Origin of the sequence: Streptomyces akebiae (assembly GCF_019599145.1) — a bacterium.
Taxonomy (GTDB): domain Bacteria; phylum Actinomycetota; class Actinomycetes; order Streptomycetales; family Streptomycetaceae; genus Streptomyces; species Streptomyces akebiae.
This window is the reverse complement of the sequence record NZ_CP080647.1, coordinates 3,897,336-3,917,523: the sequence shown is the minus strand read 5'-3', so window position 1 is coordinate 3,917,523 and position 20,188 is coordinate 3,897,336. Positions and strand designations below refer to the sequence as shown.

At 71.9% G+C, this 20,188-nt stretch carries 13 protein-coding genes and 1 riboswitch; of the genes, 7 read left to right on the top strand and 6 right to left on the bottom strand.

Annotated elements, in window-relative coordinates; all coding sequences use genetic code 11:
* Positions 1-84: 84 nt before the first annotated feature.
* Positions 85-1,284: a C40 family peptidase gene (locus tag K1J60_RS16725; RefSeq protein WP_220646926.1), complete on the bottom strand. Its 1,200-nt coding sequence runs from the start codon at positions 1,282-1,284 to the stop codon at positions 85-87.
* 9 nt (positions 1,285-1,293) lie between these two features.
* Positions 1,294-1,451: riboswitch (cyclic di-AMP (ydaO/yuaA leader) on the bottom strand.
* 255 nt (positions 1,452-1,706) lie between these two features.
* Here K1J60_RS16725 and pcrA point away from each other — a divergent pair.
* Entirely contained in the window at positions 1,707-4,223 is a 2,517-nt protein-coding gene (gene pcrA / locus K1J60_RS16720) for a DNA helicase PcrA (protein ID WP_220646925.1), read from the top strand.
* 98 nt (positions 4,224-4,321) lie between these two features.
* Here pcrA and K1J60_RS16715 read toward each other — a convergent pair whose 3' ends face one another.
* Entirely contained in the window at positions 4,322-5,899 is a 1,578-nt protein-coding gene (locus K1J60_RS16715; RefSeq protein ID WP_259407755.1) for a M23 family metallopeptidase, read from the bottom strand.
* Positions 5,900-6,321: 422 nt separating this feature from the next.
* On the bottom strand, positions 6,322-7,182 hold the full coding sequence (locus K1J60_RS16710) for a lipase family alpha/beta hydrolase (RefSeq protein WP_220646923.1): 861 nt from the start codon (positions 7,180-7,182) through the stop codon (positions 6,322-6,324).
* A gap of 653 nt (positions 7,183-7,835) precedes the next feature.
* Here K1J60_RS16710 and K1J60_RS16705 point away from each other — a divergent pair.
* A complete protein-coding gene (locus tag K1J60_RS16705) occupies positions 7,836-8,252 on the top strand; it encodes a cobalamin B12-binding domain-containing protein (RefSeq protein WP_033525346.1) in 417 nt (138 codons plus the stop codon).
* Between the two features lie 179 nt (positions 8,253-8,431).
* Here K1J60_RS16705 and K1J60_RS16700 read toward each other — a convergent pair whose 3' ends face one another.
* Genes K1J60_RS16700 through K1J60_RS16690 form a run of 3 tightly spaced genes read right to left on the bottom strand, consistent with a single transcriptional unit; the run spans position 8,432 to position 11,702 of the window.
* A complete protein-coding gene (locus K1J60_RS16700; protein ID WP_220646922.1) occupies positions 8,432-10,111 on the bottom strand; it encodes a DUF5691 domain-containing protein in 1,680 nt (559 codons plus the stop codon).
* A complete protein-coding gene (locus K1J60_RS16695) occupies positions 10,108-10,332 on the bottom strand; it encodes a hypothetical protein (RefSeq protein ID WP_220646921.1) in 225 nt (74 codons plus the stop codon). The genes K1J60_RS16700 and K1J60_RS16695 overlap by 4 nt, the downstream gene beginning before the upstream one ends.
* Positions 10,326-11,702: an SWIM zinc finger family protein gene (locus tag K1J60_RS16690; protein WP_220646920.1), complete on the bottom strand. Its 1,377-nt coding sequence runs from the start codon at positions 11,700-11,702 to the stop codon at positions 10,326-10,328. Before K1J60_RS16690 ends, K1J60_RS16695 begins: the two co-directional genes overlap by 7 nt.
* Before the next feature lie 133 nt (positions 11,703-11,835).
* Here K1J60_RS16690 and K1J60_RS16685 point away from each other — a divergent pair, with 133 nt between their 5' ends.
* The 5 genes from K1J60_RS16685 (at position 11,836) to sucC (ending at position 20,173) form a co-directional block, all read left to right on the top strand.
* On the top strand, positions 11,836-13,050 hold the full coding sequence (locus K1J60_RS16685; RefSeq protein WP_220646919.1) for an ATP-binding protein: 1,215 nt from the start codon (positions 11,836-11,838) through the stop codon (positions 13,048-13,050).
* Positions 13,051-13,154: 104 nt separating this feature from the next.
* On the top strand, positions 13,155-15,620 hold the full coding sequence (locus K1J60_RS16680; RefSeq protein ID WP_259408278.1) for a DUF5682 family protein: 2,466 nt from the start codon (positions 13,155-13,157) through the stop codon (positions 15,618-15,620).
* Positions 15,621-15,771: 151 nt separating this feature from the next.
* Positions 15,772-16,938, top strand: a complete 1,167-nt coding sequence (locus tag K1J60_RS16675; RefSeq protein ID WP_220646918.1) for a VWA domain-containing protein — start codon at positions 15,772-15,774, stop codon at positions 16,936-16,938.
* A gap of 230 nt (positions 16,939-17,168) precedes the next feature.
* Positions 17,169-18,380 carry a hypothetical protein gene (locus tag K1J60_RS16670; RefSeq protein WP_220646917.1) on the top strand — a complete coding sequence of 404 codons (1,212 nt, stop codon included), beginning with the start codon at positions 17,169-17,171 and terminating at the stop codon, positions 18,378-18,380.
* Positions 18,381-18,994: 614 nt separating this feature from the next.
* Complete coding sequence (gene sucC, locus K1J60_RS16665; protein ID WP_220646916.1) at positions 18,995-20,173, top strand: ADP-forming succinate--CoA ligase subunit beta; 1,179 nt, start codon at positions 18,995-18,997, stop codon at positions 20,171-20,173.
* Positions 20,174-20,188: the final 15 nt, after the last annotated feature.

The window sequence follows — 20,188 nt, the reverse complement described above, 5'->3', positions numbered from 1 at the left end:
GCCCGCGATGGCATCGGGACGGCTGAGCCGGGATCCCCGGGATGGCGCCGACCGTGCGGACCGGCGCCCCCTGTCCTGCCCCGGTTACGCCGGGCGCACCACGCTGTGGATCGAGGACTCCCCGTCGTAGAAGATCGACTCCTCGCGGACGTACGTGCCCGGCTTGGGGGCGTGGATCATCATGCCGTTGCCGATGTAGAGGCCGACGTGGCCGATGTTGTCGTAGAAGAAGACGAGGTCGCCCGGCTTGGCGTCGGCCAGGGAGACGGTGGTGCCAGCCTCGACCTGGTCGTAGGTGGTGCGCGGGAGGTCGACCCCGGCGGCCTTCCAGGCGGCCTGCGTGAGGCCGGAGCAGTCGTAGGAGCCGGGGCCGGTGGCGCCCCAGACATACGGCTTGCCGATCTGCGCGCGGGCGAAGGCGAGGGCCTTGGTGGCCTTCGAGGCGTATGTGGAGTCCTCGACCGGGGCTGTGGTCCCGGTGGTGCCCGGCGATGTCTCCGTGCCGGTGGCGGTCCCTCCCTGGACCTCCTGGGCCTCCTGGGTCTCCTGGGCGCTCTGCGTCTCCTGGCGCGCCTGTGCCGCCTGCTGCCGCGCGAGCTCTTCCGCCTTGCGGTCGGCCTCCTCCTGCTCGCGCTGTTCGATCGCGGCGAGCCGGGCCTTCTCCTCGGCGGTGAGGGTGGAGAGCAGTTCGCGGGCCTCGGCGAGCTTCGCCTGGACCTTGGCCTTGCTGGTCTTGAGGGCGTTCTGCGACTCGGTGAGCTTTTCGAGGCTGTCGCTCGCCGTCCGGCGCTGCTCCGCCGCGTCGGCCTGCTGGGTGACGTACGCGTCGACGGCTACCTTCTGACGGTCCGTCAACCGGTCCATGAGCTGGTTCTGGTCGAAGTAGTCCTGCGGGTTGTCCGCCAGGAGCAGTGAGGCCTGGTCGGGGGTGGCCGCGCCGGTGCGGTACTGGGCCGCCGCGAACGAGCCCAGCTCCTCCCGCGCCTCGTTGAGCTTCTCCGCGCGCTTGGCGACGTCGTCGAGGAGGGTGTCGACCTTCTTCTTCTGCTTGGTCGTCCTCTCCTTGGCCGCGTTGTAGTTCTCGGTCGCCGACCCGGCCTGGCGGTAGAGGTCGTCGACCTTCTTCTCGACCTCCTCCAGGCTCGGCCTGTCGTCGGCGGAGGGTGCGGCGGTGGCCGTCTGGGAGAGCAGAGCCACGGAGGTCAGTGCGGCCGTGGCGAGAGCGGGGGTGCGTATGCCCGCGCGCGTCCGGCCGGTCGGACGCGGCTTGCGGTGCGGCGCCATGGTGCGGCGTCTCCTTCCGTTGTCCGCCTACCGGGTTAGCTGTCGGGTTCGGGCGCAAGCTTCGGAAGGTTTGCCCTACGGCCCTTGCCGCGTACGGCGGTCGGGTCGATTCACCCCAGAGGTCGGTGGGTCCCCGGCTCCGGCGCCGCAAGCGGCGTACCGGATTCGGCGGAGGCCGTGCGGCCCGGCGACGTTCGCCGGTTGTGTCGTACGGCCCAAGAGAAGAAGCTAGCCAACTCGTGTGGCCCGTGTGAAGGTTGATGTTCGATATGCCCGATACGTTTTCGTGACCTTAGCCTCTTCCGCGCGATGGGCGGTACGCTCGATCGCTCACCGTCGTGAGGTGTACGCGGTGAGTGGTGCGTGCGGACTTCCCGGGGCGGCCCCTGGCTGTCAGTGGGGGCGCCTAGACTCGGAGAGCGATGAGCAGCCTCTTTGACGACAGCTTCCTGGCGGACCTCCAGGCCCCCCGCGGCCACGCGGAGGAGCCCCCGCCGCCGCCCGAGGACGATCACGTACCGGAGCCGCTTCCGGACGATCTGTTCGGCGGGAAGTTCGACGTGCCACCGGACCGGGACGCCTACTACCGGGGCGGTGCCCCCCGCCCGGCTCTCGACGCGGCGGCCCTCCTGGACGGGCTGAACGAGAACCAGCGCGCGGCCGTGGTGCACGCCGGGTCACCTCTGCTCATCGTCGCCGGCGCCGGTTCCGGCAAGACCCGGGTGCTCACCCACCGCATCGCCCACCTGCTCGGCGAGCGCCATGTCCACCCGGGCCAGATCCTCGCGATCACCTTCACCAACAAGGCCGCCGGTGAGATGAAGGAGCGCGTCGAGCAGCTCGTCGGCCCGCGCGCGAACGCGATGTGGGTCATGACCTTCCACAGCGCGTGCGTCCGGATCCTGCGGCGCGAGTCGAAGAAGCTCGGCTTCACGTCCTCCTTCTCGATCTACGACGCCGCCGACAGCAAGCGGCTGATGGCGCTCGTCTGCCGTGATCTGGACCTCGACCCGAAGCGCTTCCCGCCCAAGTCCTTCAGCGCCAAGATCTCGAACCTGAAGAACGAGCTGATCGACGAGGAGGACTTCGCCGCCCAGGCCGCCGACGGCTTCGAGAAGACCCTCGCCCAGGCCTACGCGCTCTACCAGTCCCGCCTCCGCGAGGCGAACGCACTCGACTTCGACGACCTGATCATGACGACGGTCAATCTGCTGCGCGCCTTCCCGGACGTCGCCGAGCACTACCGCCGTCGCTTCCGTCATGTCCTCGTCGACGAGTACCAGGACACCAATCACGCCCAGTACGCCCTGGTCAGAGAGCTGGTCGGCACCTCCGAGCACCCGGTGGACGTGCCGCCGGCCGAGTGGGACGTACCTCCGGCCGAGCTCTGCGTCGTGGGTGACGCGGACCAGTCGATCTACGCCTTCCGCGGCGCGACCATCCGCAACATCCTCCAGTTCGAGGAGGACTACCCGAACGCGACCACGATCCTGCTGGAGCAGAACTACCGCTCCACGCAGACCATCCTGAGCGCGGCCAACGCGGTCATCGAGCGCAACGAGTCCCGCCGCCCGAAGAACCTGTGGACCAACGCCGGCGCGGGCGCGCAGATCACCGGTTACGTCGCCGACACCGAGCACGACGAGGCCCAGTTCGTCGCCGACGAGATAGACCGCCTGACGGACGCGGGCGACGCGAAAGCCGGCGACGTCGCCGTCTTCTACCGGACGAACGCCCAGTCCCGAGTCTTCGAAGAGGTGTTCATCCGCGTCGGCCTGCCCTACAAGGTCGTCGGCGGCGTCCGCTTCTACGAGCGCAAGGAGGTCCGGGACGTCCTCGCGTATCTGCGGGTCCTCGCCAACCCGGAGGACTCCGTCCCGCTGCGCCGCATCCTCAACGTGCCCAAGCGCGGCATCGGCGACCGCGCCGAGGCGATGATCGACGCCCTCTCCCAGCGCGAGAAGATCAGCTTCCCCCAGGCGCTGAAGCGCGTGGACGAGGCGTACGGCATGGCGGCCCGGTCGACCAACGCGGTCAAGCGGTTCAACACGCTGATGGAGGACCTGCGGACCGTCGTCGAGTCCGGCGCCGGACCGGCCACCGTCCTGGAAGCGGTCCTCGAACGGACGGGCTATCTGGCCGAATTGCAGGCCTCCACCGACCCGCAGGACGAGACCCGCATCGAGAACCTCCAGGAACTCGCCGCCGTCGCCCTGGAGTTCGAGCAGGAGGCCGGTGCCGGAGAGGGAGAGACCGAGGGCGAGGCGGCGGGTACGACATCCGCCGGGCTCTCCGACTTCCTGGAGCGGGTGGCGCTGGTCGCCGACTCCGACCAGATCCCCGACGAGGAGGAGGACGGCTCGGGCGTGATCACGCTCATGACCCTCCACACCGCCAAGGGCCTGGAGTTCCCGGTGGTCTTCCTCACCGGCATGGAGGACGGCGTCTTCCCGCACATGCGCGCCCTGGGCCAGACCAAGGAGTTGGAGGAGGAGCGTCGCCTCGCGTACGTGGGCATCACCCGCGCACGTGAACGGCTCTACCTCACCCGGTCGTCGCTGCGCAGCGCCTGGGGTCAGCCTTCGTACAACCCGCCGTCCCGGTTCCTGGAGGAGATCCCGGCCTCCCATCTGGAGTGGAAGCGCACGGGCGCCTCCGCGCCGGTGTCCTCGGGCCCGGCCGGCGGGATCGCGGCCTCACTGTCGTCCTCCCGCTCCCGGTCCTCGGCCTCCGGCGCGTCCGGCTTCGCGACCCGCCGCGGCAACGAGAAGCCGGTGGTCTCCCTCGCCGTGGGCGACCGCGTCACCCACGACCAGTTCGGCCTCGGCACGGTCGTCGGCGTCGGGGGTTCGGGAGCGAACGCGGAGGCGACGATCGACTTCGGCGACACCAAGCCGAAGCGCCTGCTGCTGCGGTACGCGCCGGTGGAGAAGCTGTAGCGGACGAGCCGCACGTCGCGCACATGACACGGGCCCCCGCTGCTGAGCAGGGGCCCGGTCTTCGTGCCTGTGCGCGCTGTGCCTGTGACAGCTGACGGTTACGTCGGGTCCAGCCCGTGGCTGCGCAGCCACGGCAGCGGGTCGATGGCGGAGCCGCCCGCCGGGTGGACCTCGAAGTGCAGGTGCGGGCCGGTCGAGTTGCCCGAGTTGCCCGAGTAGGCGATGGTGTCGCCGGCCTTGACGGTCGTACCGGAGGCGACCTTGTACGTGGAGAGGTGGCAGTACCAGGTCTCGGTGCCGTCCTTGGCGGTCACGATGACCATGTTGCCGTAGGCGCTGTTCCACTGGGTGCGCACGGTGCCGTCGGTCGCGGCCATCACCGGGGTGCCGTACGAGACGGGGAAGTCGATGCCGGTGTGCAGGGACATCCAGTTGACGCCGGACTGTCCGTAGTACGCGCTGAGCCCGTGCTTGGCGACGGGCAGCGCGAACTTCGGCCGCAGTCGCTCCTTGCGGGCCGCCTCGGCGGCGGCCTTCTTCTGCTCCAGCTCCTGCTGCGCCTTGAGGTCGATACGCTCCTGCGTCCGGCTGGCCCGGTCGGCGAAGTCGTCGGCCTCGGCGGAGAGGCTCTCCAGCTGGGTGTCGAGCTGGTTGTTGGCGGTGGACGGTTTCACGGCGGTGGCGTCGGACTTGACCGACGCCGTCGTCTCCGTGTCGTCCGAGGTGGCACCGACCGAGGCCGCAGCGATACCCGCGACCCCCATGACGCAGGCCGAGGGAACGGCCACGGTCAGCAGGGCGGAACGTTTGGCCGGAGCCTTCCGGCGCGACCGTGAGGCCGCGCGGGTGGCCGCCCGGCCGGGGCCCGCGCTCCTGCCGGCCGCCGTGGTGACCTCCTCCTCGCCGTCGAGGAGCACCGGGCGGTCCGCGCCGTCCGTCTCGAACTCGCCGTCCGTCGACAGGTGTTCGTCCTGGTCGTACGGCGCGATCTGCTCGAAGGTGGCGGTCGCCTGCTCGTGGAAGTCCGTGGCCTCGGCCGAGAGGTCGACCATGACGGTCTTCGGGTGGTCGTGCGCGTCGTACGACTCGGGGGCGCTGCCGCCGTGCTCGTCGCCGACGGGTGTGCCGTCGCTGTTCCACTGGGTGGCGTCGAAGGCGCCCGTGTCGAAGTGCTGGGTACCGATCCACTGCTGGGTCTGGTCGGCCTGCCCCAACTGGTCCGCGTCATCGGACTGTTCGGGCCGCAACCAGTCGCCGGCGTCCCACTGGCCGCTCACGTCGGGGCTGGTCGCCTGCGTCGGAACCTGGGAGAGGTGTTCGTAACCGGACGACCAGGACGTGGTGTCGTAACTGCCCGTGTCGTACGCGGCCTGGTGCTGAGCGGCGTACGGGTCGTAGTTCAGGGTCTGGTGGCTGCCCGTCGACCACTGGGTGGCGTCGTAGGAGCCGGAGCCGCTGTCGTTGCCCGGCATGTCGCCGAAGAGGGGGTCCACCGCGAAGGTGCCCGTGGCGCTCGCGGTGGAGCCGGCTTCAAAACCGGTGGCGGGGTAATCGCCGTACGTGGTGAAGTCGCCGTAGCCGGCTTCCTGGTGGCCGTACGACGCGTAGTGCGCCGGGTCGGCTTCAGAAGCCGGGGTCGGGGGTGTTGCGGTCCCCGACGGGTGACGATCGTTCACCAACTTCTCTTTCGCCTCGACGACAGGGGCTGGCAGAGCAGTGCGGTGACTGTACCCGGCGGTATGCGGGCGCGACAATCTTCAACGGGTTTCACGCGCGCAGGAAACGGGCATTCGAGCGTCTTTCGGCGGTCTGTGGGCACGACTTTGGCCTGGCGTTCGAAGTTTGTTCGATAGTCGACCGCCGTGTGCGGCCAGTGGGACGCCGGTGGTGATGGGGGCGAGACGTTTCACCGGGTGGTCGCGGGCCGACCTCGGGGCGCGAAGTTGGCGTCGGGAGGGATGTCGTGAGTCGGGCGCGCGGCGGGGGCGCGTGGGTGTGTGCCGCGTTTACCGCCTTACGTCCCGGTATTTCCTCGCTGTGGCGTGCATCGCTGCCTCCCTCGTCGGGGGGTTCCTGCGCCGTGGCCGTGGCCGCGGGCTCACGCCACCGTCAGGCCGCCGGGGCGGGCGGTGGCGCGGGCGCCCGTCCGTGAGTTGTCGAGGGCCTCCCGGATTCCGGTGGCGACGGCGGGGTGCACGGGCAGGGCGAGATGGCCGATCCCGGTGACCCGGATGTTCTGCGCCATCAGGTCGGGATGGTCGACGCAGGCGCTCTCCAGCGGGGCCATCACATGGTCGAAATCGCTCCAGAACGCCACGAAATGCGTACGGCAGCCCGGTGCCGGCTCCCGTAGTTCCTCCAGCACCTCCGAACCCGGCCGCATCTGCCGGACGATCGGGTGCGCGTCCGCCAGAGGCACGGCCCGGGTGCCACCGTGCGGTGTCCCGAGCGTGACGAGCGTACGGACGCGGTGATCACCGCCGAGCCGCTGCACGTAGTACCGGGCTATCAACCCACCGAGACTGTGACCGACGACGTCCACGCGCTCCTGGCCCGTGCGCTCGCAGATGTCCTCGATGTGCCGGCCGAGCAACTCGGCGGCCGCGCGGATGTCGCAGGTGAGGGGCGAGTAGTTGAGCGACTCGAGGTGCCGGCCCCCGTGCTGGGCCAGGGAGCGGCGTAGCAGGACGAAGACCGAGCGGTTGTCGATGAAGCCGTGCAGCAGGACGACCGGGGGCTTCTCCTCGGTCGGGAGTCGGGGCGTGTCGGACGGGGGGAGCGTGGGCGCGGCCCTCCGCTCCTGCGTCATCCCGGACGGATAGAGCAGCAGATGCCCCGCGAGGATCGCCAATTCCAGTGCGGTCGCCTTGAGAAGAGCCACGGAGAGGCCCGTCAGCCGGGTCGGCAAGAACCGCTCACAGAGCGGAACAAGGGGCGCTACCGCCCTGGTGACCTTCATGCCCGACCTCCCGTCGGCAGACGGGTGGACGGCTCTGTCCCCCGTGTGCCCTAGTGGAGAGACCGGCGGTGCGGGCGGCGGACGGCGGGTGCGATGCGACGTGACGCGGTGCGCGTGGCGTGCGTGACGTGCGGTGCGTGTACGACGTGTGAGGCGCCGATCACGCGACGAGGGGCCCAGTCCTCCTGACTCCCCGCTGCCCTGCCCTCTGCCGTCTGCGGTGCCGATCCGTCCCGCAACCGTGGCCTCCCGCGGGCGGTGGGTCGGTGCGGCCCCTTCCGACGACTCTCCTTGCGCACGCCTCCCCATGGCGCGCACGCCACGGGAGCCTCCGGCGGGCGGCCCGGAAACGGTCCGGATGCCGCGATCACCTCCGTGATCACCTCGGTCCCCGCGACGCGTGAGCCGCGGAATCCGGGAGCAGTGCGCGGCGAACGTGTCCCACCGTGTGATTTCCCCCTCGCTCACCACCGCGAAACTGCCGGGTGCGGGATCCTGGAGATAACGTCCGTTCACTTCCCCGGTGCGCGGTGTGGGTAGGTGTTCCATGGACCTGAGGCCGCGATGTGCGCGGTTCGCCAGGTTCGTGCGGCGATTTCGGCCGTGTTCCGTCAGGGTTGGTGTATTGGTGTAGTCGTTTCATGGAGGCAGTGATGGGTGTGGCAGCCGGTCCGATCCGCGTGGTGGTGGCCAAGCCGGGACTCGACGGCCACGATCGCGGGGCCAAGGTGATCGCGCGGGCGCTGCGCGACGCCGGTATGGAGGTCATCTACACCGGCCTCCACCAGACTCCCGAGCAGATCGTCGGCACCGCGATCCAGGAGGACGCCGACGCGATCGGCCTCTCCATCCTCTCCGGCGCCCACAACACGCTCTTCGCGGCTGTCATCGAACTTCTCAAGGAGCGAGACGCCGAGGACATCCTCGTCTTCGGCGGCGGCATCATCCCCGAGGCCGACATCGCGCCGTTGAAGGCCAAGGGGGTTGCCGAGATCTTCACGCCGGGAGCGACGACGGCGTCGATCGTGGAGTGGGTGCGGGCGAACGTGCGCCAGCCTGCGGAGGCCTGAGCCGCGGAGGGCTCCCCGGGGCTCCCGGGGCTCCTGGGGCTCCTGGGGGTTTCGGGCTGCGGGCTGTGGGCGTGTGAAGCGCCGAGGGGGGCGCGGGTGCGTTGTCGGGTGCGGGTCCGGTGGGGCTTCTCGCGCAGTTCCCCGCGCCCCTGAAAAGCAGGGGCTGCGCCCCTTGCTTTTCATCCCTGCGGAACCGTCGCCTTCCAGGCACCCTCCGGCGGCGCCAACTCCGTCCTCATCGTCGCTCGCAATCGCAAGGTCGTCGTCAGCCGCTGGAACGCCTCGGCCCAGTACCCACCGGCCCCCGGGGCCGTGTCCTCCGTGTCCTCCGGCGTGGCCGTCAGCGGTTCGAGACGCACGCTCTCCGCAGGGTCCAGGCACCGCTCGGCCAGCCCCATCACTCCGCTGAAGCTCCAGGGATAACTCCCGGCGTCCCGCGCGATGTCGAGCGCGTCCACCACGGCCCGCCCCAGCGGCGGGGCCCACGGCACCGCACACACCCCGAGCAGCTGGAACGCCTCCGACAAGCCATGGGTGGCGATGAACCCCGCCACCCACGCGGCCCGCTCCCCGCTCTCCAAGGTCGCCAGCAGCTTCGCCCGCTCGGCCAGCGACACCGCTCCCGGCCCGCCGGCCTCCGGTGTGGACGGCGCCCCCAGCAACGCCCGCGACCAGCCGGGATCCCGCTGCCGCACGGCCGCCCGGCACCACGCCCCGTGCAGCTCGCCCTGCCAGTCGTCCGCGACCGGCAACGCCACGATCTCTTCCGGCGTGCGCCCGCCGAACCGCCGCGACCAGGCCCCGAGCGGCGCCGCCTCCACCAGCTGGCCCAGCCACCACGACCGTTCGCCCCGGCCGGCCGGGGCCTTGGGCAGCACACCGTCGCGCTCCATGCCGGGGTCGCATTCGTGCGGCGCCTCGACCACGATCGTGGGCGTCCCCAAGACCGTGGACGTGCTGCCGGTGTGCTCGACGGCCACACAAGCGGTCGCCCGCCTCGCCATCCGCCGCGCGAGCGCCGAGTCCGGCAGCGCGGACAGCAACTCCGCCGCCGTGGCCCGCACGTTCCGGCTGCGGTCGGTCAACGCGGCCTCCAGGAAGGGTTCGTCCGCCGACTCCAGTCCCGTACGGAGCGTGTCGAGGAACATGAGCCGGTCCTCGGCCCGCTCCGTCGACCACGTGGACGAGAGCAACTCCCGTGCCGAGGAGGCGTTCCGGGCGCGTATCACGGTGAGCAGGGCGACGCGCTCCGCGAACAGGCCTTCCTGCCAGAGCAGTCGGGCCCGCTCGGGCTCGTCCGGACCGGGGAGCGCCGCGCCACCGCCGGGGGCCGCGCGCAGAGCGAAGCGCCAGTCGGGGTTCAGCCGGGCCAGCCACAGGGCCCGCGCGCCCGCGAAGGCCAGCACGGCGGGACGCAGATCCGTACGGCCGCGTGCCGCGTCCAGCAGGGCGGGCAGGACCTCCGGAGGTGCCGCGTAACCGTGTGCGTTGGCCAGCGCCAGCCATTGGGGGAGCAGTTCCATCAGGTCGGGTGCCGCGCCCCGGCGGCCACCGCCGGTGCCGGGCCGGTCGGCCAGCAACGTCGTCAGCCGCCGCGTCGCGGCCGGTGGCAGCGGGGGACGCGGGTCCGGCGCCACCGGTGCGGGCCGCTTCGCCGCCCGCACCGGCCGTATCCCCGCCCTCCGCCGGACGGTCGCCACGGCCGCCGCGTCCAACAGCGCGACCGGCGCCTCCCGGCCCGACACAGCCCCCGGCGGCGTACGCCGGTCCGTCCCGAGCAACGCGGTGGTGACCAAGTCCTCCCAGGAGAGCGCCGGCGCGGCCGCCGTGGGCGAGGGAGCACCTGTGGTGCCGGTCATGTGAGGTCCTTCCGTGCGACGACGGCCGGGTGGAACCGAAGGGGTGTGAAGGGGCCGAGGAAGAGGGGAGGCCGCTGACCGGCGAGGCCGGACGCGGCGGCGGCAGCCGTCCGTGACGGACCGCTGACCTCGCCGCAGCCGCAGCCGCAGCCGCAGCCGCAGCCGCCGTTGCCGTGTGCCGTCGTGGTGTCGTTCAGCCGGTCGTCGTCTCGTCTCAGCACAGCGCCACCGCCTGCCCGGTGGGTGCATGGGCGCCCTCGCGCTCGGCCGCCCATGCCGTCAGTGGTGTGAAGCCGTGGTGGCCGCACTCGCCGAAGACCGTGAGGGGTTCCCCGCCGGAGAGAGCGACGAGGCGCCAGAGGCCGGGGCGGGAGCGGGCGGAAGAGGTGAGAGGAAGGGCGAGATCACTGTCGGCGTCGATCAGTTGCCAGCAGTCGCCGTCCGGGGCGGGTATGACGCGGGTGAGCGTGACCGGGTACGAGTCGAGCCAGGGGTCGTCCTGGAGCGCCGTGCCGTACCGGGCCGCCGCTTCGGACGGGGTGATGCCCCCTGGACGTACGGACGACGGCTCGGGAGCGGTGAAACGCTCGCCGAGCGCCCCGCGCAGCTGTCCCGCGCCCGGATACGCCGCGACCTCCGCCTCGAAGGCCAGCCCGACCGGGAGCGACAGCTCGGGCGCGCGGCCGGCGGCTCCATAGGAGAGGAGCAGTGCCGTACGGCCCGACCCGGTGCCGTACAGCCAGATGCGGCGGGTGGTGAGGCGGGAGTCGGAGGTGTCGTACTGGGCGAGAGTGAGCCAGCGGTCACGGACCGGTGGGCCGTCCGGGGAGCCGGACAGTCCGATCCGGGAGCGGACCGTGGCCGCGAGGCCCTCCGGGAGGTCCTCGCGGCGCAGCCAGCCCTGGTCCAGCAGATGGAGGAGGGCGCACTCCTCCAGGAGGCGGACCGGCCAGCCCGGGCCGGAGCCCGGTATCGCACCCAACTCCCGCACCCGAGCCGCCAGTCCGGGTGCCTGGGCGTCGACCATGCGGGCCGCCGTCTCCTCCCAGAGCGCGTATCCCGCCTGTTCCGCGGCGGCCAGGCCGCCGCGGAACAGGTCGGTCAGGCGCTGTTCGAGCTCCGCCGCGCCCGCGGTGATCCGATCGGCGCGCCGCTCGGCCCGGCGACGCGCTGCCTCGGGGTCAGCGAACGTGGCCCCAGATGCCGCGTCCGTCCTCGTCGTCCTCTCCGCTGCGCGCGAGCGGCGGCCGGCAAGCCACTGCTGCGCCCAGTCCGGTGCCTGCCCAGGAGGCACCGCGGTGTCGTCGCCCGCCCAGAGCAGGAGCAGCCCCAGCGCATGCTTGCACGGGAACTTCCTGCTCGGACAACTGCACTTGTAGGCGGGCCCGGTGGAGTCCGCGACGTCGATCACTGTCTGATACGGCTTGCTTCCACTGCCTTTGCATAGTCCCCACACCGTCCCCTCGTCCGAAGTACCCGCCGCCGACCAAGGTCCGGCCACGGCGAGTTTGCTTCCGGCTTTGCGCGACGCTGCGTCAGGTGCCAATGCCAGCACCTGCTCAGCCGTCCAGCGCACCCCCTGCTGAGTCATGTTCTGAAGGTAGATCCCACCACTGACAATTGGCTTGCGCGATCCAATTTCCCCAGGTCAGACTGGATTGTCAGTGGCGTGGTGCAGTGTGGTCAGCAGATCCGAACCGGCCGAGCTGGAGGGGGACTCAGCCATGCCTGCGTCTGCTGGAACGACCACTGTCGACCCGAGCCACAACCAGTCCGCGCCCGCGAACACACGCACGAGCGCGCACCCGGACCCGCGTGGGGACGCGCACCCGGACACCCGCCCGGACACCCGCCCGGACGGCGAGGTGCTGCGGGCGCACGCCGAGCACGCCTACGCCCATGAACTCGCCGCGCTGGCCGACCAGGACGACCGGCCCAGGCCGGCCCGCTGGAAGCTCTCGCCGTGGGCCGTCGCCACCTATCTGCTCGGCGGCACGCTGCCGGACGGCACGGTGATCACACCGAAGTACGTCGGACCGCGCCGCATCGTCGAGGTGGCCGTCACCACGCTCGCCACCGACCGCGCGCTGCTCCTGCTGGGCGTGCCCGGCACCGCCAAGACCTGGGTGTCCGAACACCTGGCGGCGGCCGTCAGCGGCGACTCCACGCTGCTCGTGCAGGGCACGGCGGGCACACCGGAGGAGGCGATCCGGTACGGCTGGAACTACGCGCAACTGCTCGCCCACGGCCCGAGCCGCGACGCCCTCGTGCCCAGCCCCGTCATGCGGGCCATGGCGGAGGGCATGACGGCACGCGTCGAGGAGCTGACCCGGATCCCGGCCGACGTCCAGGACACACTGATCACGATCCTGTCCGAGAAGACGCTGCCGATACCGGAGTTGGGTCAGGAAGTGCAGGCCGTCCGCGGCTTCAACCTCATCGCCACGGCCAACGACCGCGACCGCGGCGTGAACGACCTGTCGAGCGCCCTGCGCCGCCGATTCAACACCGTGGTGCTGCCGTTGCCGGAGAGCGCCGACGCCGAGGTCGACATCGTCTCGCGCCGCGTCGACCAGATCGGCCGGTCGCTCGACCTGCCGGCCGTGCCCGACGGCGTCGACGAGATCCGCCGTGTCGTCACGGTCTTCCGTGAGCTGCGCGACGGCGTCACGACGGACGGCCGGACGAAGCTGAAGTCGCCCAGCGGCACGCTGTCCACCGCCGAGGCGATCTCCGTCGTCACGGGCGGGCTCGCTCTGGCCGCGCACTTCGGCGACGGCGTCCTGCGCCCCTCCGACGTCGCCGCCGGAATCCTCGGCGCCGTCGTCCGCGACCCCGCCGCCGACCGCGTCATCTGGCAGGAGTACCTGGAGGCCGTCGTCCGCGAACGTGACGGTTGGACCGACTTCTACCGCGCCTGCCGGGAGGTGAGCGTGTGAGCGGGCGGGGGGAGGGAGCGGCTGTCGGCGCGAGCGTCCCGGCCGACGGGGCGGACAGGGCGAAGGGGGCGGACCGGGCAACCGGGGCGGAGGCGGGTGGTCACATGGGGGACGGGGGCCGAAGCGGGGCACGGGTGGAGGCCGAACGACGGGCGGGCGAGGTCCGGGCGCGCGGTGGTGGCCCGCTGTTGCTGGGAGTGCGGCATCACGGGCCGGGGTCGGCCCGGGCGGTGCGAGCCGTGCTGGACGTGGCGCGGCCCCGGGTGGTGCTGATCGAGGGGCCGCCGGAGGCGGACGGGCTGATTCCGCTGGCGGCCGACGAGGACATGCGGCCCCCGGTCGCGCTCCTCGCCCACGCGGTCGACGAGCCCGGCCGGTCCTCCTTCTGGCCCTTCGCCGAGTTCTCCCCGGAGTGGGTGGCCCTTCGCTGGGCCCTGGCCCACGGCGTCCCGGCCCGCTTCATCGACCTGCCGGCCGCGCACTCGCTGGTCCGGGAGCGCGAGGAGGACGCCGAGCCGGAGGGGTCGGCCCCGCCGCCGGAGGAGGAACCGCTCCGGGGCGACCCGCTCGCGGCGCTCGCCGAGGCCGCCGGGTACGACGACGCCGAGCGGTGGTGGGAGGACGTGGTCGAGCACCGGGGGACGGGCGGGGACGTCTTCGCGCCGTTCACGGTGCTGGAGGAAGCCATGGGGGCGCTCCGGGAGGCGTACGGCACCGGTGGGCGCGATCGGGACCTGGTGCGCGAGGCGTACATGCGGTTGCAGATCCGGGCCGCGCAGAAGGACTTCGGGGACGACGGTGTGGCAGTCGTGTGCGGGGCCTGGCATGTGCCGGCGCTACGGCAGAAGCGGACCGTGGCCGCCGACCGGGCGCTGCTGAAGGGGCTGCCCAAGGTCAAGGCCGACATGACCTGGGTGCCGTGGACGAACCGGCGGCTGGCCCGGGCCGGCGGTTACGGCGCGGGCATCGACTCGCCGGGCTGGTACGGGCACCTGTTCGGCGCGCCCGACCGTCCCGTGGAGCGTTGGCTCACCAAGGTGGCCGGGCTGCTGCGGGAGGAGGACCGGATCGTCTCCTCCGCGCATGTCATCGAGGCGGTACGGCTGGCCGAGACGCTCGCCGTGATGCGCGGGCGCCCACTGCCCGGCCTGACGGAGACCACTGACGCCGTACGGGCGGTGATGTGCGACGGCTCGGACGTACCGCTGTCGCTGGTGCGGGACCGGCTGGTGGTCGGAGACGTCCTGGGCGAGGTGCCGGAGTCCGCGCCGGCGGTGCCGTTGCAGCGGGACCTCACGCGGCTCCAGCGGCGGCTGAGGCTCAAGCCGGAGGCCCTGGAGCGGGAGTTGGAGCTCGACCTGCGGAAGGAGAACGACGCGGAGCGCAGCCGGCTGCTGCACCGACTGCGGCTGCTCGGCGTCTCCTGGGGCGAGCCGACGACCTCGCGTGGCAGCACGGGCACGTTCCGGGAGACCTGGCGGCTGCGCTGGGAGCCCGAACTGTCCGTGCGCGTCGCCGAAGCCGGGGTGTGGGGGACCACCGTGCTCGCCGCGGCGACCGCGAAGGCCGAGGCGGACGCCGTCACGGCCGGCTCCCTCGCCGACGTCACCGGCCTCGCCGAGCGATGCCTCCTCGCCGAACTCCCGGACGCCCTGCCCGTGGTGATGCGCGTCCTCGCCGACCGTGCCGCCCTCGACGCCGACGTCGGCCACCTCGCCCAGGCGCTCCCGGCACTCGTCCGCTCCCTCCGCTACGGCGACGTCCGCGCGACCGACACCCGGGCGCTGGCCGAGGTCGCCGCGGGACTCGCGGAGCGCGTCTTCGTCGGACTGCCGCCCGCGTGCGCCGCGCTCGACGCGGAGGCGGCCCAGGAGATGCGCCGCCATGTCGACGCCGTGCACGGTGCCGTGGGACTCCTGGGCGACACCGTGCCGGGGCAGCAGGCCGCACGGGACGACGGTCTACGGCCCCGCTGGCACTCGGTGCTCCACGTCCTGTCCGTGCGGGACACAGTGCCCGGTGTCCTTCGAGGGCGGGCCGTACGACTCCTCCTGGACGAAGGAGCGTTGGCGCGGGACGAGGCGGCCCGGCTCATGGGCCTCGTGCTCTCGCCGGGTACGGCACCCGCCGACGCGGCGGCCTGGATCGAGGGCTTCGTCGGCGGAGGCTCCGGCGGCGGAATGCTGCTCGTCCACGACGAACGGCTCCTTGGCCTGGTGGACGCCTGGCTCACCGGCGTGCCGGGGGACGCCTTCACGGACGTACTGCCGTTGCTGCGCCGGACGTTCTCGGCGTACGAGCCGGGGGTGCGACGCACACTCGGCGAGCTGGTCCGGCGCGGGCCGGGCCGGCGACCGAGCGCGACGGCCGGCGGCGCGGGCATACCGGGTTTCGCCGACGAACTCGACAGCGACCGCGCCGACGCCGTGCTGCCGGTGGTCCGGCTGCTGCTGGGCCTGGACGACCGCGACAGCACTCGGGGAGATCACGTCGACCGGCTGAACGTCGACCGGGAGAACGCCGAGCAGGAGCGGACCGATGACAACGACCTTGTGGGGGTGGCGCGATGACGAGTGACGGACTGCGCGAGCCGAGGCCGGCAGCCGGATCGATGGGCGGCGGGGACGGGCTCGGTCACGGAGAAGGGCCACACTCGGGCGACCGTCCGACGACCGTCACGGTGATGCCTCTCTGGGTCCGGTTCCGCACGGGGGTGCGCCGGTGACGGCGGGGTCCGAGGTGGATGTGGCCGCAGAGCGGTTGCGGCGTTGGCGGCTCGTGCTGGGTGGGGCGGCGGCGGACGGCACCGGGTGCGCGCTCGGGGGACGGGACGCGGCGATGGACCAGGCGTTGGCCGCCCTGTACGGAAAGGGCGAGAAGTCCGGGGCGGGGCAGAACCGTTCGGCGGGGCTCGGGGCGTCGGCGCCGTCCGTGGCGCGGTGGTTGGGGGACATCCGGACGTACTTCCCCTCCTCCGTCGTCCAGGTGATGCAGCGGGACGCCATCGACCGGCTCGGGCTGTCCGCGCTGCTGCTGGAGCCGGAGATGCTGGAGGCGGTCGAGGCCGACGTCCACCTCGTCGGCACTCTCCTCTCCCTCAACAAGGCCATGCCGGAGACGACGAAGGAGACCGCGCGGGCCGTCGTGCGGAAGGTCGTCGAGGACCTGGAGAAGCGGCTCGCGACCCGCACCCGGGCCACCCTCACCGGCGCCCTCGACCGCAGCGCCCGCGTCAACCGGCCGCGTCACCACGACATCGACTGGAACCGCACGATCGCGGCCAACCTCAAGAACTACCTGCCGGAGTACCGGACCGTGGTACCCGAGCGGCTCATCGGGTACGGCCGGGCCTCGCAGTCGGTGAAGAAGGAGGTCGTCCTCTGCATCGACCAGTCGGGGTCCATGGCGGCATCCGTCGTGTACGCCTCGGTGTTCGGGGCGGTGCTGGCCTCCATGCGGTCCATCAGCACCCGGCTCGTCGTCTTCGACACGGCCGTCGTCGACCTCACCGACCAGCTCGACGATCCGGTCGACGTCCTTTTCGGCACCCAGCTCGGCGGTGGCACGGACATCAACAGGGCCCTGGCGTACTGCCAGTCGCAGATCACCCGGCCCGCGGAGACCGTGGTCGTGCTGATCAGCGACCTCTACGAGGGCGGCATCCGCGACGAGATGCTGAAGCGGGTGGCGGCGATGAAGGCGTCGGGGGTGCAGTTCGTGACTCTGCTCGCCCTCTCCGACGAGGGCGCGCCGGCGTACGACCGCGAGCACGCGGCGGCCCTAGCGGCGCTCGGCGCACCGGCGTTCGCCTGTACGCCCGACCTCTTCCCGGAGGTGATGGCGGCGGCGATCGAGAAGCGGCCGTTGCCGATACCGGACCGCGTGTGAGCCGGGAGCGGGTGCGTGTGACGGTGGCCGCGACCGTCGCGGCAGGCGGTAACCGGACAAGGGAGGTTGAAAAGCGGACATGAGAACGCGTCGGTGACAGGGGGCTTGCGCGACGGCGGGCGTCCCGTGCGAGGATCTGCAACACTTCACAGCCTTCACACGGGTGTTCGCATCTCGCGCATCTTCGCCCCGTACTCCGCCGTTCCGCCGCACCGGAGGATCTTCCCGTCGTGACCCCAGCGACCGCGCTTCACGGTGCCGGTGCCGCCCTGCGCGGGGCCGCCGGGGGCCGTCTGGTGCGGGTGGCGCTGTTGGTGGGCGGGCTGTTCGTGCTGGGCGTTCTGTGCGGGCAGCGGGCGAGCGCCGCGGACGGGTCACCGGATACGCAGCCTCTCCTGACCGCCGTCACACAACACGTCGTGCGGCCGGTCACCGAGCAGGCCGCACGGCCGGTCGTCGACACCGCCGTGCAGCCGGTCACCGACTCACTGCCGCGGCGGGCCTCCGACCCCGATTCGCGGCCTGTCACCGACCACGTCTCACGGCCCGTCACCGACCACGTCTCACGGCCCGTCACGGAGCGCGTCTCACGGCCCGTCACGGAGCACGTGGTGCGGCCCGTCACGGAGTACGTGGTGCGGCCGGTCGCCGGGCAAGCAGTACGACCCGTGACCGACCGAGCGGCAAGGCCCGTGAGCGGGCAGGTCGTGCGCCCTGCTACCGGGCGAGCCGTGGAGTCTGTCGTCGAGGATGTCGTGCGGCCGGTCACCGAATCGGTCGTGCGGCCGGTCACCGAGGGTGTTGTCGGGCCCGTCACCGAGGGCGTCGTGGTGCCCGTCACCGAGGGTGTCGTGGTGCCGGTGGGGGACCTTGTGGAGTCGGTCGCCGAGGGGCTGGACGGAGTGACGTCGCAGCTGCCGCCGGGGAGCCTGCCGTCGCTGCCCGGGGTGCCGGGGCTTCCGCAGTTGCCGGAGCTGCCGCAGCTGCCCGAGTGGACCACCTTGCCGGTGGAGTCCCTGCCCGGCGGCGCGGCGCCGCAGGAGCCGGGGTCGACAGACGCCGAGAGGCCGGGCCCGGCGTCGGAGGATGACGGCGGGCGTGACGTCGGACGGGCCACCGGCCCGGCTTCCGTCGTGTACGGGCCCAAGGCCGAGGTCGGTGGCACGGCGGGCGTGAGGGCTCCTCACCGGACCGCCGCTGACGTGGATGCGGAGGGCGCGCCCGGCGTGCGTGTGCCCGCGGGGCAGAACCCGGACGGCCTTCCGACAGGCACCCTCGGCCGGCACTCCACCGTCGACAACGGCGGGCCGCGGCACGCCGAGCCGCACGCCCTCGCCGCTCTCCCCCCGGCACCGCTGAGCCTCGTGCCCGGCGCTCCCGTGGCCGACGCCGCGGGCGGGACCCGGGACCGGCACCGGGACGTTCCCGAGTTCCCCGGCTAGGGACGACCTCCCCACCCCGCCAGACCTGAAGCTCCGCGCGGGCCGACCACGTCCGCCCGCCCTCCGGAGGCCCTCCGCGGCCCGGAGGACCGGCGGGCACGGGAGGACAACGGCGTCATCGGTCGCGCCTCCCGCCCTCAGGTCACCCCGACCCCCTTTCGCGTACCGCGCGTCCCCTACGCCGTAGGGGACGCGGTCACAGTCGACCGCCCCTCCGGCGGATCCCCGGACGGCCGAAAGCCGTCGGCCCGGTCCGGGCGGATGCCGTGGGCGGTGACGGTCGGTCTCTTTTGGGGAGGAGATCGCCCGTCGGGGGCCCTTCGACGTCGATGAAGGGCCTCTAGAAACCTCACCGGACGTACCCCCGTCCGGTGAGGTTCCGCACGCGCGGCACGCCGTGCCAGTGAGCGCGGCATCATGTGACAGGTATCACCGCTCAGGTGTGACCCGCGATTTAGGGGGCTCCCGGAAGCAGCGATAACCTGCGAGACGGACATGCCGCGCGCTCGGACACCGTGTGCGCCTCTCTTGTGACTCTCGGCGGACGTCACGTTGCCCTTCGCGGCACGCCCACGCATAAGACGAACCGCGATCACTGATAGGGACGGAAGCGCGTGGACCTGTTCGAGTACCAGGCGAGGGACCTCTTCGCCAAGCACGGTGTACCGGTGCTGGCCGGTGAAGTCATCGACACGCCTGAGGCGGCGCGCGAGATCACCGAGCGGCTGGGCGGCAAGTCCGTCGTCAAGGCTCAGGTGAAGGTCGGTGGTCGAGGCAAGGCCGGCGGCGTCAAGCTCGCCGCCACCCCGGACGAGGCCGTCGCCCGTTCGACGGACATCCTCGGGATGGACATCAAGGGCCACACGGTCCACAAGGTGATGATCGCCGAGACCGCTCCGGAGATCGTCGAGGAGTACTACGTCTCCTACCTCCTCGACCGCACCAACCGCACCTTCCTCTCCATCGCCTCCGTCGAGGGCGGCATGGAGATCGAGGAGGTGGCGGCCACCCGCCCCGAGGCCGTCGCCAAGACGCCCATCGACGCCAACGTGGGTGTGACCCCCGAGGTCGCGCGCGGGATCGTCGAGGCCGCGAACTTCCCGGCCGAGGTCGCCGACAAGGTCGCCGACATCCTCGTCACCCTGTGGAAGACCTTCATCGAGGAGGACGCCCTCCTCGTCGAGGTCAACCCGCTGGCGAAGGTCGCCTCCGGCGATGTCCTCGCCCTCGACGGCAAGGTCTCCCTGGACGAGAACGCGGACTTCCGCCACCCCGACCACGAGGAGCTCGTCGACCACGCCGCCGCGAACCCCCTCGAGGCCGCGGCCAAGGAGAAGAACCTCAACTACGTCAAGCTCGACGGTGAGGTCGGCATCATCGGCAACGGCGCGGGTCTCGTGATGAGCACCCTGGACGTCGTCGCGTACGCCGGTGAGGCGCACGGTGGCGTCAAGCCCGCCAACTTCCTCGACATCGGCGGTGGCGCCTCCGCCGCCGTCATGGCGAACGGCCTGGAGATCATCCTCGGCGACCCGGACGTCAAGTCCGTCTTCGTCAACGTCTTCGGTGGCATCACCGCCTGTGACGAGGTCGCCAACGGCATCGTGCAGGCGCTGCAGCTGCTCAAGGACAAGGGCGAGGAAGTCACCAAGCCCCTCGTCGTCCGTCTGGACGGCAACAACGCCGAGCTGGGTCGCAAGATCCTCTCCGACGCCAACCACCCGCTGGTGCAGCGCGTGGACACCATGGACGGCGCGGCCGACAAGGCCGCCGAGCTCGCGGCTGCGAAGTAAGGGACGAGGGACAGA